The 14848-nt window shown below is 63.0% G+C and carries 12 protein-coding genes; 9 read left to right on the forward strand and 3 right to left on the reverse strand.

The genetic code is table 11. The features are described from left to right. Nucleotides 1-33: 33 nt before the first annotated feature. On the reverse strand, nt 34-1020 hold the full coding sequence (locus tag IQ24_RS01215) for an NADPH:quinone oxidoreductase family protein (RefSeq protein ID WP_338419444.1): 987 nt from the start codon (nt 1018-1020) through the stop codon (nt 34-36). A gap of 150 nt (nt 1021-1170) precedes the next feature. Between IQ24_RS01215 and IQ24_RS01220 the strand changes: the two genes are divergently transcribed. The 5 genes from IQ24_RS01220 (at nt 1171) to IQ24_RS01240 (ending at nt 8463) form a co-directional block, all read left to right on the forward strand. Beyond that, the gene (locus IQ24_RS01220; protein ID WP_145395887.1) at nt 1171-1530 is read left to right on the forward strand and encodes a helix-turn-helix domain-containing protein; all 360 of its coding nucleotides are present in this window, start codon (nt 1171-1173) and stop codon (nt 1528-1530) included. A 96-nt stretch (nt 1531-1626) separates the two neighbouring features. Beyond that, complete coding sequence (locus tag IQ24_RS01225) at nt 1627-2442, forward strand: inositol monophosphatase family protein (RefSeq protein ID WP_145395888.1); 816 nt, start codon at nt 1627-1629, stop codon at nt 2440-2442. Nucleotides 2443-2519: 77 nt separating this feature from the next. Next, on the forward strand, nt 2520-3905 hold the full coding sequence (gene mgtE / locus IQ24_RS01230) for a magnesium transporter (protein WP_145395889.1): 1386 nt from the start codon (nt 2520-2522) through the stop codon (nt 3903-3905). After that, on the forward strand, nt 3890-4432 hold the full coding sequence (locus IQ24_RS01235) for a 5-formyltetrahydrofolate cyclo-ligase (protein WP_145395890.1): 543 nt from the start codon (nt 3890-3892) through the stop codon (nt 4430-4432). The genes mgtE and IQ24_RS01235 overlap by 16 nt, the downstream gene beginning before the upstream one ends. 404 nt (nt 4433-4836) lie before the next feature. Next, the gene (locus IQ24_RS01240) at nt 4837-8463 is read left to right on the forward strand and encodes a vitamin B12-dependent ribonucleotide reductase (protein WP_145395891.1); all 3627 of its coding nucleotides are present in this window, start codon (nt 4837-4839) and stop codon (nt 8461-8463) included. 172 nt (nt 8464-8635) lie between these two features. Here IQ24_RS01240 and purL read toward each other — a convergent pair whose 3' ends face one another. Together purL and IQ24_RS01250 are read right to left on the reverse strand one after the other, a co-directional pair. After that, complete coding sequence (gene purL, locus IQ24_RS01245; protein WP_145395892.1) at nt 8636-10807, reverse strand: phosphoribosylformylglycinamidine synthase subunit PurL; 2172 nt, start codon at nt 10805-10807, stop codon at nt 8636-8638. A 303-nt stretch (nt 10808-11110) separates the two neighbouring features. Beyond that, complete coding sequence (locus IQ24_RS01250) at nt 11111-12016, reverse strand: LysR family transcriptional regulator (protein WP_145395893.1); 906 nt, start codon at nt 12014-12016, stop codon at nt 11111-11113. Nucleotides 12017-12358: 342 nt separating this feature from the next. Here IQ24_RS01250 and IQ24_RS01255 point away from each other — a divergent pair, with 342 nt between their 5' ends. The 4 genes from IQ24_RS01255 to IQ24_RS01270 all read left to right on the forward strand — a co-directional run bounded on the left by IQ24_RS01255 (nt 12359) and on the right by IQ24_RS01270 (nt 14837). Further along, a complete protein-coding gene (locus IQ24_RS01255; protein ID WP_145395894.1) occupies nt 12359-13171 on the forward strand; it encodes a glutamate racemase in 813 nt (270 codons plus the stop codon). Between the two features lie 18 nt (nt 13172-13189). Continuing rightward, the gene (gene ccmE, locus IQ24_RS01260; protein ID WP_145395895.1) at nt 13190-13633 is read left to right on the forward strand and encodes a cytochrome c maturation protein CcmE; all 444 of its coding nucleotides are present in this window, start codon (nt 13190-13192) and stop codon (nt 13631-13633) included. 77 nt (nt 13634-13710) lie between these two features. Next, nucleotides 13711-14322: a holin-associated N-acetylmuramidase gene (locus tag IQ24_RS01265; protein WP_145395896.1), complete on the forward strand. Its 612-nt coding sequence runs from the start codon at nt 13711-13713 to the stop codon at nt 14320-14322. Continuing rightward, nucleotides 14313-14837, forward strand: a complete 525-nt coding sequence (locus tag IQ24_RS01270; RefSeq protein ID WP_242007856.1) for a holin family protein — start codon at nt 14313-14315, stop codon at nt 14835-14837. The genes IQ24_RS01265 and IQ24_RS01270 overlap by 10 nt, the downstream gene beginning before the upstream one ends. Nucleotides 14838-14848: the final 11 nt, after the last annotated feature.

Here is a 14848-nt window from a genome sequence, read left to right on the forward strand (position 1 = left end):
ATAGGTCGGGAAACGAACATCCTGACAGAAAATTCAGATGGTGATCACGACTTTGCCGATGGATCGACGATTTTCCAGCAAATCATAGCCCTCCGACAGCCGCTCAAGCGGCAGTACCGCCCCCAGATGAGGCTTCAATGCGCCGGTCTGATGCATCTCGAAGAGCTGCGACAGACTGTCGCGCATCAGCGCCGGATCCAGTTTGGCATAGGCGCCCCAATAGAATCCGTGAATCTCGATATTCTTGACCAGTGCGTGGTTCAGCGGCAGGGCCGGGGGCTTTCCACCCGCAAAGCCGATCACCAGGAAGCGTCCCTGCTGGCGCAGTGCCCCGAAGGCCGCAAGCCCGGGCGCGTCGCCCACCGGATCATAGACGACATCGACGCCGCCCAGCTCGCGCAGCGCGGCCTTGAGGTCGGGGCAGCTGTCGCTGTCGATGGCGATTTCTGCCCCCGCATTCCGCACCGCGGCAAGCCGCTCTTCCCCCCGCGCGACGGCGATCACGCGGGCACCCAGCGCCGCCCCGATCTCGACCGCAGTCAGGCCGACGCCACCGGCCGCGCCAAGGACCACCAGCGTCTCGCCGCGCTTGAGCTTGCCGCGTGCCGTCAGCGCCAGATGACTGGTGCCATAGGCGATCTGGAAGGCGGCGGCATCGGCATAGCTCATGCCATCGGGGATCTTCGTGCAGCGCGCCGCTTCGAAGTTCCCGGCCTCAGCCAGGGTGCCTTGCGCAAAGACCGCGACCCGGTCACCGGGTTTCAGATGCGTGACGCCCGCGCCGACGGCCCGGACCTCGCCCGCGCCCTCGATTCCCGGCACGAAGGGCAGGGGCGGGGTCTCTTGATATGTGCCCTTGATCATCAACAGATCGGCGAAATTCAGCGCAGCCGCATGCATGACAAGCTGGATTTCGCCTGCCTGAGGGTCCGGAATTCCAGACCTTGTGGGCAGGGGCCGAGGGGCATTTTCAACCACCTGCATAATTTTCCATTGTTCACACATGAATCTTCCTGTCATAGTTGTCTTGGCGCGACGATAGCCGTGTTTGGAGAATGATTGCTCTCACGTACCGCATTTTGGCTGTACTTTTCGACAAGTGGGCAATGAATAGCTCGAAAATTGCGTCAGATTGTAGTAGCGCCCGTTTAGATTGAGTGAGGTGTTACCATGAAACATAGTGTTGACGTGCATGTCGGGAAACGCATTCGCCACCGTAGGTGGATGATTGGCATGACACAGCAACAATTGGCAGAGAAAGTTGGGATCAAGTTCCAGCAGATCCAGAAGTATGAAACCGGAATGAACCGGGTTTCGGCTTCGCGTCTGTGGGACATTGCCCGCGCTGTCGATGTACCCGTCAGCTTCTTCTTCGATGGTCTGACCGACAGTCAGGTCCAGGATGAGGTCGAGGGCGATATCCTTGCCGATAAAGAGGCACTGCAGCTGGTCCGGGCCTATTATGCCATGCCCGAGGCTCAGCGCCGCCAGATCTTTGAACTGGCGCGGGTCCTTTCGGACGCGGCCTGACCGCACGGTCATATGTCACTTCCTGCTGCACGGACTTTCCAGTTCGTGCAGTCGGGGCTAGACCTTGCCCGAACCAACAAAAGGCGGGCAAGCATCATGACTCAAACGACCGCACCGACGCTCGACCGGGCCGAGATCGACAGCATCACGCGCACCGCGCATCTGCTGGCCGATGCCGCGAGGGTGGAAACACTGCGCCTGTTTCGCAGCCCTGACCTGCGTCCGGACAACAAGCTTTCCGATGGCTTCGATCCCGTGACCGAGGCCGATCGCGCCAGCGAACGCGCGATGCGTGCGATTTTGGCACGCGAACGCCCGCAGGATGCCATTCTGGGCGAGGAATATGGTTCGCAGGCAGGCAGCTCTGGCCTGACCTGGGTGCTGGACCCCATCGACGGCACCCGCGCTTTCATGTCGGGTGCGCCCAGCTGGGGCGTGCTGATCGGCGTGAACGATGCCTCCGGTCCGATCTATGGCATCATCGACCAGCCCTATCTGGATGAACGCTTCGAGGGCGGCTTCGGCCTTGCTCGCGTGCTGGGCCGTGGCCGGGACCTGCCGCTGGCCGTGCGTCGCGATGTGCCTCTGGCGCAGGCGACCCTGATGAGCACCTATCCCGAAGTCGGCAGCCCCGAGGAATCTCGCGCCTTCGGAAAGGTGGCAGCGCAGGCGCGGCTGACGCGCTATGGGCTCGACTGCTACGCCTATGCCCTGCTGGCGGCGGGCCAGATCGATCTGGTGATCGAGGCCGGGCTGCAATCCTATGACGTGGCGGGCCCCATTGCGGTCGTGCGCGCGGCCGGTGGCGTCGTTACCGACTGGACCGGCGGCCCCGCGCATGAGGGCGGGCGCATCATCGCCGCCGCCTCGCCCGAGCTTCATGCCGAGGCGCTTCGCCTGCTAGGCAGTTGACCTGCAATCGGCGCTCCTGCATGGAGCGCATATAGAATTGCCGCCCGCCTACTGCCTCGACCGACAGGAGCCCGCCGATGACCGATCTGCGTGAACCCGAACACGACATCCGTGACGACGATGAAGGTCTGAGCAAGGAAACATTTGAGAATGTGACGAAGGCCATCGACGCGGATGACGGCCAGCGGCTGGATACGCTGCTGGAGCCGATGCACGCTGCCGACGTCGCCGACTTGATCGAGCAGCTGACCCCGGTCCGCCGCCGTGCCTTCCTTGACCTTTATTCCGGCGAGATCGACGGCGACATTCTGTCGGAGATCGACGAATCCATCCGCGATGAGGTCGTCGAGCAGCTGCCCCATGACGTGCTGGCCGACGCCGTGCGCGAGATGGACACCGACGACGTCGTCGACCTAATCGAGGATCTGGAAGAGCCCGAGCAGCAGGTGGTTCTGGCCGCGCTGGACGATTCGGACCGGGCGGCGGTCGAACAGTCGCTGACCTATCCCGAATACTCGGCCGGACGTCTGATGCAGTCCGAGACGGTGACGGCCCCCGAGCATTGGACCGTCGGCGAAACCATCGACTTCCTGCGGCAAGAGGACTGGCTTCCCGATCAGTTCTATCATGTGATTCTGGTCGATCCGCGCCGCCATCCGACAGGCTATGTCACGCTGGGCAAGCTTCTGTCTTCGCGCCGGAACGTGCCATTGCGCGACATCTGCGAAGACAGCTTCCGCACCATCCCCGCACGCGAGGATGAGGGCGAGGTCGCCTATGTGTTCAACAAATACCACCTGATCTCGGCGCCGGTGGTCGATGACGATGACCGACTGGTCGGCGTCATCACCATCGATGACGCCATGTCGGTGCTGGACGAAGAGCACGAGGAAGACTTCCTGCGAATGGCACGCGTCTCGGATGAAAGCCACGTCTCGGACGGGCCATTCCAGACGGCGCGCCAGCGTTTGCCCTGGCTGGTCATCAACCTGTTCACCGCCTCTCTCTCGGCGCTGGTCATCTCGCTGTTCGAAGGCACGGTCGAACGGCTGGTGATCCTTGCCGCGCTGATGCCGATTGTCGCCTCGACCGGCGGGATCGCGGGCACGCAATCGCTGGCCGTTGCGGTACGGGCCTTGGCCACGCGCGAGCTGACCAGCGCCAATGCCCGCCGGGTGATCGTGCGCGAACTTTTCGCGGGCATGCTGAACGGTCTAGGGCTGGCGGTGCTTCTGGGGCTTGCGGGCACTTTCATTCTGGGCAGCCCCGGCATCGGTCTGGTGCTGGGCATGGCGATGATCGCGAACCAGATCGTGGCCGCCATGGGTGGGGTGCTGGTGCCCCTGACCCTCAGCCGTCTGGGGCTTGACCCGGCGCTGGCGTCGGGCACATTCGTGACCACCATGACCGATGTCATGGGGTTCTTTGCATTTCTGGGGTTGGCGTCATGGATCCTGCTTTGAAAGCCGAGTTGCGCCGTCAGGCGCTGGCGGCGCGTGGCGCGGGCGGTGATCAGGCCCGGCTGACGCAACTTCTGACCGAAGCGCTGGCACCGCATGCGGGCAGGGTGCTGGCAGGTTACTGGCCGATGCGCGACGAGGCCGATCCGCGCCCCGCCATGGAGGCCCAAGGGGGCGAGCAATGCCTGCCGGTTGTTCCGGGGCGCGACGTGCCGCTGGTCTTTCGGCGATATGATGGCCGTCTGGAATCCGGCAGCTTCGGTACCAGCCATCCGCCGCCCGAATGTCCGGAGATGACGCCTGAAGTGCTGATCGTGCCGCTGGCGGGCTTCGACCGCGCCGGCAACCGGATCGGTTATGGCGGCGGCTTCTATGACCGCACGCTGGAGAAGCTGCGCGCGCGCGGGCCCGTCGTTGCGATCGGCCTGGCCTTCGCGGTGCAGGAGCTCGAGGCGATCCCGGCGGAACCCACCGATCAACCGCTCGACATGATCATCACTGACCGCGAAGTGATTCTTCCATCAGCGTGAACAGGACGGGTACGCGGCGGTTAATCCTTTATCTGGCGGGTCGGAGCGCACGCAACACAACCTATAGTTGATGACTTATCCACAAGAATTTTGGTTAAGGCACTGCAACCTATGCTGCGCGTAACATGGCCCGGTCACAGGTGAAAAACCCGTCTATCTAAAGGTTTGTCGAGATTTCGGAGGCCCTGCCTCCTGTGCCCGGGTCTTTTCAAGTTGCTTGCCAGACGCTCACGAATGCGGCACTTTGTATCCCGTTGACGGTGACCTACCAGATGTAGTGATCGTCTGATGTGCTGCCATTCCCGAAGGACCCCTGGTCCCCGACGCCCCCAATTGGGGCGCATGGATGGCGCATGGCCATGGTTAGCCAGCGCAGACTGGCATACGGAACGAGGGATGGAACGATGCGGATCGAGCGCCGATTTACCAGTGAAAGCGCGGGTGCCTATGGCGAGATGGCGTTTACCACGACCACCAGCGAGATCCGCAACCCCGACGGAACCGTGGTCTTTCGCAACGAGGCCGTCGAGATCCCCGAAGGCTGGAGCCAGGTCGCTTCGGATGTGATCGCGCAGAAGTACTTCCGCAAGGCAGGCGTGCCCGCACGGCTGCGCCGGGTGCGCGAAAAGGGCGTGCCGGAGTTCCTGTGGCGCTCGGTCGCCGATGAGGAGGCGCTGGCGGCGCTGCCTGAGGGGGAGCGCTATCTGGGCGAGGTTTCGGCCCGGCAGGTGTTCGACCGATTGGCGGGCGCCTGGGCCTATTGGGGCTGGAAGGGTGGGTATTTTTCCAACGAAGAAGACGCCCGCGCCTATCATGATGAGATGCGTTTCATGCTGGCCCGGCAGATGGCCGCGCCGAATTCGCCGCAATGGTTCAATACCGGACTGCATTGGGCCTATGGCATCGACGGGCCCTCGCAGGGGCATTTTTATGTCGATTACCGGACCGGGAAGCTGGTGAAATCGGAAAGCGCTTATGAGCATCCGCAGCCCCATGCCTGTTTCATCCAGTCGGTCAGTGACGATCTGGTGAATGAGGGTGGCATCATGGACCTGTGGGTCCGTGAGGCGCGGCTGTTCAAATATGGCTCGGGCACGGGGACGAATTTTTCCAGCCTTCGCGGCGAGGGAGAACGGCTGTCGGGTGGCGGCAAATCCTCGGGGTTGATGGGGTTCCTGAAGATTGGTGACCGGGCTGCCGGGGCGATCAAGTCGGGCGGGACCACGCGGCGGGCCGCAAAGATGGTGATCTGCGATATGGATCACCCCGATATCGAGGCCTTCATCAACTGGAAGGTCATTGAGGAGCAGAAGGTCGCCTCGCTGGTTGCGGGCTCGAAAATACATGAGCAGAAGCTCAATGAGATTTTTGCCGCGATCCGGGGCTGGGACGGGACGGTTGTGGATGCGACCGATCCTGTGAAAAACGAGGCGCTGAAGGGCGCGATCCGGACCGCGAAACGCGCCATGATCCCCGAGACCTATGTCAACCGGGTTCTGCAATATGCACGTCAGGGATTTGATTCGATTGAGTTTCCGACCTACGATACGGATTGGGACTCGGAGGCTTATGTCTCGGTTTCGGGGCAGAACTCGAACAACTCGGTGCGGGTGACAGATGCCTTCCTGCGGGCGGTGCGTGAGGATGCCGATTGGGCCTTGCTGCGGCGCACGGATGGGAAGGTCGCGAAATCGCTGAAGGCGCGCGAGCTGTGGGATCAGGTGGGTCATGCCGCCTGGGCCTGTGCCGATCCGGGGATCCAGTTTCACGACACGGTCAATGCCTGGCACACCTGCCCGGCAGATGGCGCGATCCGGGGCTCGAACCCCTGTTCGGAATACATGTTCCTTGACGATACGGCCTGCAACCTCGCGTCGATGAACCTTCTTTCCTTCTGGAGCGATGCTGGGTTCGATGCCGAAGGTTACGTCCATGCGACGCGGCTTTGGACGGTGACGCTGGAGATCTCGGTCCTGATGGCGCAGTTCCCGTCGCGGGAAATCGCGCAGCGGAGCTATGACTACCGCACCCTGGGGCTGGGCTATGCCAATATCGGCGGCCTGCTGATGACCATGGGTCTTGGCTATGACTCGGATGAGGGTCGGGCTCTGTGCGGTGCGCTGACGGCGGTGATGACGGGCGTGTCCTATGCGACCTCGGCCGAGATGGCGGGCGAGTTGGGGGCGTTTCCGGGATATGCGCGCAATGCCGGGCATATGCTGCGCGTCATTCGCAACCATCGCGCGGCGGCGCATGGCAGCGCGGGCTATGAGGCGGTGAACGTCGCGCCAGTCGCGCTGGATGCGGCGAATTGCCCGGACGCCCGGCTGGTTGCCATGGCACGCGAGGCCTGGGACCGCGCGCTGGAGCTGGGGCAACAGAACGGCTATCGCAATGCGCAGGCGACCGTTATCGCGCCGACCGGGACCATCGGTCTGGTGATGGATTGCGACACCACCGGGATCGAGCCCGATTTCGCACTGGTGAAGTTCAAGAAGCTGGCAGGCGGCGGCTATTTCAAGATCATCAACCGCTCGGTTCCGGCAGCACTTGAGGCGCTTGGCTATGGATCGGCGCAGATCGAAGAGATCATCGCCTATGCCGTGGGCCATGCGAGCCTTGGCAACTGCCCGGGCATCAACCACGCCAGCCTGACCGGGCACGGCTTTGGCCCGCGAGAGCTGGAGAAGGTGGATGCGGCGCTGGCCTCGGCCTTCGATATCCGCTTTGTCTTCAACCAGTGGACGCTGGGCGAAGAGTTCTGCCGCCAGACGCTGGGCATCCCGGCCGAGAAGCTGAACGATCCGGGCTTCGACCTGCTGCGGCATCTGGGCTTCACGAAGGCGCAGATCGATGCGGCAAATGACCATGTCTGCGGCACGATGACGCTGGAAGGCGCGCCTTTCCTCAGCCCCGCGCATTATCCGGTCTTTGACTGCGCCAATGCCTGCGGCAAGCGCGGCACCCGCTATCTGTCGGTCGACAGCCATATCCGCATGATGGCCGCGGCGCAGAGCTTCATTTCGGGCGCGATCTCGAAGACGATCAACATGCCGAACTCGGCCAGCATCGCCGATGCGCTGGCCGCCTATGAACTCAGCTGGTCGCTGGGGATCAAGGCGAATGCGCTGTACCGCGATGGCTCGAAACTGTCGCAGCCCTTGGCCTCGGCACTGGTCGAGGATGATGAGGAGGCCGAAGAGGTGCTGGCCAGTGGCAGCCCGCAGGAAAAGGCCGCCATCATCGCCGAGAAGGTGGTCGAACGCATCATCGTCAAGGAAATGGTGCGCAACCACCGCGAAAAGCTGCCGCAGCGACGCAAGGGCTATACGCAGAAGGCGCTGATCGGCGGGCACAAGGTCTATCTGCGCACGGGCGAGTATAACGACGGCTCGCTGGGTGAGATCTTCATCGACATGCACAAGGAAGGCGCGGGCTTCCGGGCGATGATGAACAATTTCGCCATCGCGGTGTCGGTCGGGCTGCAATATGGCGTGCCGCTGGAGGAGTTCGTCGATGCCTTCACCTTCACCCGGTTTGAGCCGGCGGGGATGGTGCAGGGGAATGACTCGATCAAGAATGCGACCTCGATCCTTGATTATGTTTTCCGCGAACTGGCCGTCAGCTATCTGGACCGCACGGATCTGGCGCATGTACAGCCGCAGGGCGCGCGCTTCGACGATCTGGGCGAGGGTGTGACCTCCAATGAGCCCAATGTCGCGCCGGTCAGCGAGGGGGCTTCGCGCTCGCTTGAGATGCTGAAGCAGATCAGCTCGACCGGCTATCTGCGCAAGCGCCTGCCGCAGGATCTGATGGCGGGGGTCGCGGCCTCGGCGATCCGGACCACCGGCGATGGCAACGTTGTGACCAGCACGGCGAGCCTGTCGACTGTGGCGGTCGATCTGCGCGCAAAGGCCCGGATGCAGGGCTATGAGGGCGATCCCTGCGGCGAATGCGGCAATTACACGCTGGTTCGCAACGGCACCTGCATGAAATGCAACACCTGCGGCGGAACCAGCGGCTGCAGCTGATCCAAGATTGGGGCAGGCGCTGCGCCTGTCCCTCACCCGTCCATCGTTCGGACCCGACGTCCGGCGGCGGAGGCCTGTTGAAGCAGTAGCGCGCGCAGAACGCGGACAGTGAGAATGCGAAAAGCCCGCCATCTTTTCAGATGGCGGGCTGTTTCGTCACATCCGGCAGGGATCAGTCGGCCAGAAGGCCGATTTTTTCCGCAAAGCTGCTGCGATAAAGCGCAGAGAGGTCCGCAAGCGAAGCCGCGTCACTGCCGCAAGCGACCTTGTCGCCGCCGAACTGACCGACCGTGGCGGCAGGGACGCCCGCAGCCTTGGCGGCGGCCAGCAGCTTCGGCGCATTTTCGGCCGTGCAGGCGACCAGATAGCGGGCCTGATCTTCGCCGAAAAGCTGGGCAATGTCGCTGCTTTCCAGCGTGACGCCCAGACCCGCGGCCTCGGCCATCTCGAAAGCTGCCAGAGCCAGCCCGCCATCCGACAGATCGGACACGGAGGCGAAGAGCGCGCGCTGAGCCAGAATGAATTCGCCATGCTTGCGCTCAGCCACCAGATCAACGTGCGGCGCGTCACCGGCCTCGATCCCGAAGGCCTCGGCGGCCAGTGCCGACTGGCCAAGGTGACCCTCGGTCTGGCCGATGACGATGGCGCTGCAACCTTCGACCGGCAGGCCCGCGATCATCTGATCCAGCGCGGCGATCAGGCCGACGCCGCCGATGGTGGGCGTGGGCATGATACCCTTGCCGTCGGTTTCGTTGTAAAGCGAGACGTTGCCCGAGACGATCGGAAAGTCGAGCGCGCGGCAGGCCTCGCCGATGCCTTTGATCGCGCCGACCAGCTGGCCCATGATCTCGGGCTTTTCGGGGTTGCCGAAGTTCAGGTTGTCGGTCGCGGCCAGTGGCGTTGCGCCGGCGGCGACAAGGTTGCGCCATGCCTCGGCCACGGCCTGCTTGCCACCCTCGAACGGGTTCGCTTTGACGTAGCGGGGCGTCACGTCGCTGGTGAAGGCCAGCGCCTTGCCGGTCCCGTGGACGCGCACGACGCCCGCGCCGATGCCGGGGCGACGGATCGTGTCGGCACCGACCTGCGTGTCATACTGCTCCCAGACCCAGGATTTATGGGCGTAGGAGGGCGTGCCGATCAGCGCTTTTAGCGCCGCGATGGGGGTGATCGCGGGCAGGGCGGGGGCAGCCGCCGCCGCCGGGGTCTCGACCCAGGGGCGGTCGTATTCGGGCGCGCTGGAGGACAGTTTCGACAGCGGCAGATCCGCCTTCACGTCATTGCCGTGAAGGATCAGGAAGCGGTCCTCGGCAATCGTCTCGCCGACGATGGCGAAATCGAGGTCCCATTTTTCAAAGATCGCGCGGGCTTCGGCCTCTTTTTCAGGCTTCAGCACCATGAGCATGCGTTCCTGAGACTCCGACAGCATCATCTCATAGGCGGTCATATTGGTTTCGCGCTGCGGCACGTTGTCGAGGATCAGCTTGATCCCCAGACCACCCTTGTCGCCCATTTCCACGGCCGAGCAGGTCAGACCCGCCGCGCCCATGTCCTGAATGGAAATGACGCTGTCGGTCTGCATCAGCTCAAGGCAGGCTTCCAGCAGGCATTTCTCGGTGAAGGGGTCGCCGACCTGAACGGTGGGGCGCTTTTCCTCGATCGTGTCGTCGAATTCTGCCGAAGCCATGGTCGCACCGCCGACACCGTCGCGGCCGGTTTTTGCACCGAGGTAAACCACCGGCATGCCGATGCCCGAGGCGGCGGAATAGAAGATCTTGTCGGCATCAGCGAGGCCCGCCGCGAAGGCGTTGACCAGACAGTTGCCGTCATAAGAGGCGTGGAACCGCACCTCTCCGCCGACGTTCGGCACGCCGAATGCGTTGCCGTAAGCGCCGATGCCCTCGACGACGCCCTTAACCAGATGGGCGGTCTTGGGGTGCTCGGGACGGCCAAAGCTCAGCGCATCCATCGCGGCAATCGGACGCGCGCCCATGGTGAAGACGTCGCGCAGGATGCCGCCGACGCCGGTCGCGGCGCCCTGATGCGGCTCGATGTAAGAGGGGTGGTTGTGGCTTTCCATCTTGAAGACCACGGCCTGACCATCGCCGATATCGACGACGCCCGCGTTCTCGCCCGGGCCGCAGATCACTTGCGGGCCGGTGGTGGGCAGGGTGCGCAGCCATTTCTTCGAGGATTTATAGGAGCAATGCTCGTTCCACATGGCCGAGAAGATGCCAAGCTCGGTGAAGCTGGGCTCGCGGCCGATGATTTCCAGAATGCGTTGGTATTCGTCCGGCTTCAGGCCATGCGCCGCAATCAGTTCGTCGTTGATCTTGGGTTCGTCCATGATGCGCCCTTTCCCCGGAAATTACGGCCTTTTAAGCGGAGCGTGCAGATTAGGAAAGAGGCAGTCTGACGCGCGCGTGACAATCGCGCGAAGCGGGATTTGCGGCCACCTGCGAAGCGCCGTTCGTGAGGGCAAAAAAAAGCCGGGCATTACGCCCGGCCCAAGTCCAACAGGGAGGTGAAGTTGATGAGAGTTTCCTCATATCATCCCCTTCGCTGCCTCAGATATGAGCAGCACAGGAACGGTTCAAGACACAAAGCCGATTTGTCGGACATGGCGGCTATGCGTTTTCGGAATGGCCTGTCAGACCAGTTCGCTTTCCTGCTGCTGCTTGCGGGTCGCGTTGATTTCCTCGACGACGAAATCGCGGAAGGCGGTAACGCGGCGCGAGGTCCGCAGCTCTTCGGGGAAGGCCAGGAACACTGGCACCTCGGTCGACTCGATATCGGGCAGCACGCGGACCAGATCAGGGAAGTCGGCGGTGACGTAATCGGGCAGGATGCCGATGCCCACATGGCTGAGCACACCCTGCAGGACGCCGAAGTAATTGTTCACCATCAGGGTCGAGTTGAGGCTTTGCGCCAGAAGCATCTTCGCCAGCAGCGCGCCCGAGCTGACCTGCGGGGTCTGCGGGTTCTGGCAGATCAGCCGATGGGCGGTCAGATCCTCGATCCGCCGGGGCGGGGTGGTCTGCTGTAGATATTCGGGCGTGGCATAAAGCCGCATGCGGATATTGAGCAGCCTGCGCCGGATCAAATCCTGCTGGTTCGGCTCTTTCATGCGGATGGCGACATCGGCCTCGCGCATGGGCAGGTCCAGTACCCGCTCTTCCAGCATCAGATCGACCTTGAGATCGGGGTATTGCGCATAAAGCTTGGCCAGACGCGGGACCAGCCACAGCGTGCCAAAGCCGGTGGTCGTGGTCACCTTCAGCTCGCCGAAGACATGTTCCTCGCTGTCGCGGATGCGGGCGGCGGTGGTGTCCAGCTTGCGGACCATGGCGGCGGTCGCCTCGAACAGCAGCTCTCCCTGTTCGGTCAGGATCAGCCCGCGCGCATGGCGGTGGAACAGGGTCGTGCCCAGCGAATCCTCAAGCGCGCGGATCTGCCGGCTGACGGCAGATTGCGACAGGTGCAGCACATCACCCGCATGGGTCAGGCTGCCCGCGTCGGCAACGGCGTGAAAAATCCTGAGCTTATCCCAATCCATTATCTTTGCTTTCTCGGGGCATCTGCCATGCATTTATTGCAACGCTTACGACATAGCGGTTTTCGCTCAACATAGGAACTCCAAATGAAAAAACCGCATCGGTCGGGTGATTTTGTCGCGCTGTGTGTTGCGGTGCGGCGGAACCCGGCAAATCCCTTTGCGGATGGGAGAAATGACTGCCGAGGATTTCGCTGCCGCAGCATCTGTCACGGCCATTTGATCGACCCGCGTGGCGGGTCCCGGTTCGGCGATCACCGCTTCGTCAGGCACTACAACCACTAATGGATAGATTTTCAGCCGACCGCCGCCTAAAACAGGCCCCGTAGAATAGGGGAGAGCAGCATGGCGATTGGCGTTTTCGACTCGGGACTGGGCGGGCTGACGGTCAATTCCGGGATCGCCGCGCGCATGCCCGACCTGCCGCTGGTCTATCTGGGCGACAATGCCCATACGCCTTACGGCGTTCGCGATGCCGATGACATTTTCAACCTGACCTGCGCCGGGGTCGAGCGTCTGTGGCAGGAGGGCTGCGATCTGGTGATCCTCGCCTGCAACACCGCCTCGGCCGCCGCCCTGAAACGCATGCAGGAAACCTGGCTGCCTTCCGACAAGCGCGTGCTGGGCGTCTTCGTTCCGATGATCGAGGCGCTGACCGAGCGTCGCTGGGGTGACAATACGCCGCCGCGCGAGGTCGCGATCAAGCATGTGGCGCTGTTTGCCACGCCCGCGACCGTCGCAAGCCGGGCCTTCCAGCGCGAGCTGGCCTTCCGCGCCATCGGCGTCGATGTCGAGGCGCAGCCCTGCGCCGGTGTCGTCGACGCGATTGAGCAGGGCGATGAGCTTCTGGCCGAGGCGCTGGTCACCAGCCATGTCGAGGCGCTCAAGCGCCGCATGCCGCATCCGCAGGCGGCCATTCTGGGCTGCACGCATTACCCGCTGATGCAGGCGGCGTTCCAGAAGGCGCTTGGCCCCGATGTCGCCGTCTATTCGCAGGCCGATCTTGTGGCCGAAAGCCTTGAGGATTACCTGAACCGCAGGCCGGAGTTCATGGGCGAGGGCACGGTGTCGCGCTTTCTGACCACCGGCGATCCCGAACGCGTTTCGGGCAAGGCCACGCAGTTCCTGCGTCAGCCGATCAAGTTCGAAGCTGCATAAAGAATTAGAAATTACGACATGAAATCGCTTAAGAAAAAACGCAGAATTCAGATCATCGTCGCGGCGGTCGTGGCGCTGGTGATTGCCGCCGGGCTGATCGGCTATGGCTTCCGCGACGGGATCAACCTCTATCGCTCGCCCAGCCAGCTTGCGACCGAGCCTCCGGCGACGGGCGAGGTCTTCCGTCTGGGTGGCCTCGTGGCCGAAGGCACGCTGGTGCGCGGCTCGGGTGAGACGGTCAGTTTCAGCGTGACCGATGGCGGCGCGACGGTGCCCGTGCGCTTCACCGGCGTGCTGCCCGATCTGTTCGCTGAAGGTCAGGGCATGATCGGCACTGGCAGCATGCAGGGCGAGACCTTCGTCGCCTCGGAAATCCTCGCCAAGCATGATGAGAATTACATGCCGCGCGAGGTGATCAACTCGCTGAAAGAGCAGGGCGTCTATGAGGACCCGAACGGCTGATCCGCAACGCGCGCAAGGTTAACAGAAGGTTAACCTGATTTCTTCAGCTTCCTTCTCATTGTCAGAGGGGGCTTAAGATGAAATCAGTCGAAATGATCGCGGCCGAGATCGTCGCGCGTGAAGGGGGCTACGTCAACGACCCCGACGATCCGGGTGGCGCCACGAAATATGGCGTGACGCTGGCGACGCTGCGGCGGCTGGGGATCGACAAGACCAAGGACGGGCGGGTCGATGCCCGCGACGTTCAGGCGCTGACCCGTGCCGATGCGGCGGCGATCTTTCTGGAACATTACTTCCGCCGCCCGAAACTGGGCGAATTGCCGGTGGCCGTTCAGGCCTCGGTCTTTGACATGTATGTCAACGCCGGGACGAATGCGGTCAAGATCCTGCAGCGGCTGATCTCTCGCATGGGGTTTCCGGCGCAGGATGACGGCGTGATCGGGCCGCAGACCATTCTGGCCGCCAATCAGGCTGCAGCGGCGGCGCCCCGGCATCTGGCCGATGCCTATGGGATCGCGCGGCGCAACTATTACTACGCGCTGGCCGATGCGCGCCCCGCCAGCCGGAAATACGCGCGCAGCAAATCCGGCGGCAAAGGCGGCTGGATCACCCGTGCGGAGGAATTCATCTCATCGCCCTACCACCTCACGGCGGTCGAGCATCGGCAAAGGGTGGCAAAATGGGCGTGATGGATCGTTTTCTGGGCGCGGGGGCGGCGGTCACGGCTGTCACCAACGCCGCCAGCGGCATGGCTGAGGTTTTCACCCAGAACGCCACCCGCCGAATGGAGCTGGACGAGGAAGCCTATGCCCGCGCCATCGCGCAGCACGGGGCCGAGTTCGCCGCGCAGAAATGCGGCTGGTTCGACGGGCTGATGAACGGCCTCAACCGCCTGCCGCGCCCGATGCTGACCATCGGGACGGTCGGGCTTTTCGTCTATGCGATGGTGGAACCCATCGGTTTCGGGGTGAGAATGGAAAACCTGAACCTGGTGCCCGAGCCCTTGTGGTGGCTTCTGGGCGCAATCATCAGCTTCTATTTCGGCGCGCGCGAGGCGCATTATTTCCGCGGGCGGCCGACATTCCGCAAAGCCTCGGGCACGGATGAGGCCGAAGAACCTCAGCAAATCGCCCCTGATCCCGGTGCAAATGACGGCTATGCCGACAATGCCGCGCTGCGGGACTGGCGGGCGCAGTCGCGCTGAGGTTTCTCTGC

This window comes from Paracoccus sulfuroxidans (assembly GCF_007830335.1).
Taxonomy (GTDB): Bacteria; Pseudomonadota; Alphaproteobacteria; order Rhodobacterales; family Rhodobacteraceae; genus Paracoccus; species Paracoccus sulfuroxidans.

Excerpts from the sequence above, each read along its gene's own strand:
- IQ24_RS01265 (WP_145395896.1), top strand. The coding sequence starts at position 13,711 with ATGAAATCAGTCGAAATGATCGCGGCCGAGATCGTCGCGCGTGAAGGG.
- IQ24_RS01220 (WP_145395887.1), top strand. The coding sequence starts at position 1,171 with ATGAAACATAGTGTTGACGTGCATGTCGGGAAACGCATTCGCCACCGT.
- IQ24_RS01250 (WP_145395893.1), bottom strand. The coding sequence starts at position 12,016 with ATGGATTGGGATAAGCTCAGGATTTTTCACGCCGTTGCCGACGCGGGC.
- ccmE (WP_145395895.1), top strand. The coding sequence starts at position 13,190 with ATGAAATCGCTTAAGAAAAAACGCAGAATTCAGATCATCGTCGCGGCG.
- IQ24_RS01255 (WP_145395894.1), top strand. The coding sequence starts at position 12,359 with ATGGCGATTGGCGTTTTCGACTCGGGACTGGGCGGGCTGACGGTCAAT.
- IQ24_RS01225 (WP_145395888.1), top strand. The coding sequence starts at position 1,627 with ATGACTCAAACGACCGCACCGACGCTCGACCGGGCCGAGATCGACAGC.
- IQ24_RS01215 (WP_338419444.1), bottom strand. The coding sequence starts at position 1,020 with ATGACAGGAAGATTCATGTGTGAACAATGGAAAATTATGCAGGTGGTT.
- IQ24_RS01235 (WP_145395890.1), top strand. The coding sequence starts at position 3,890 with ATGGATCCTGCTTTGAAAGCCGAGTTGCGCCGTCAGGCGCTGGCGGCG.
- purL (WP_145395892.1), bottom strand. The coding sequence starts at position 10,807 with ATGGACGAACCCAAGATCAACGACGAACTGATTGCGGCGCATGGCCTG.
- IQ24_RS01240 (WP_145395891.1), top strand. The coding sequence starts at position 4,837 with ATGCGGATCGAGCGCCGATTTACCAGTGAAAGCGCGGGTGCCTATGGC.
- IQ24_RS01270 (WP_242007856.1), top strand. The coding sequence starts at position 14,313 with ATGGGCGTGATGGATCGTTTTCTGGGCGCGGGGGCGGCGGTCACGGCT.
- mgtE (WP_145395889.1), top strand. The coding sequence starts at position 2,520 with ATGACCGATCTGCGTGAACCCGAACACGACATCCGTGACGACGATGAA.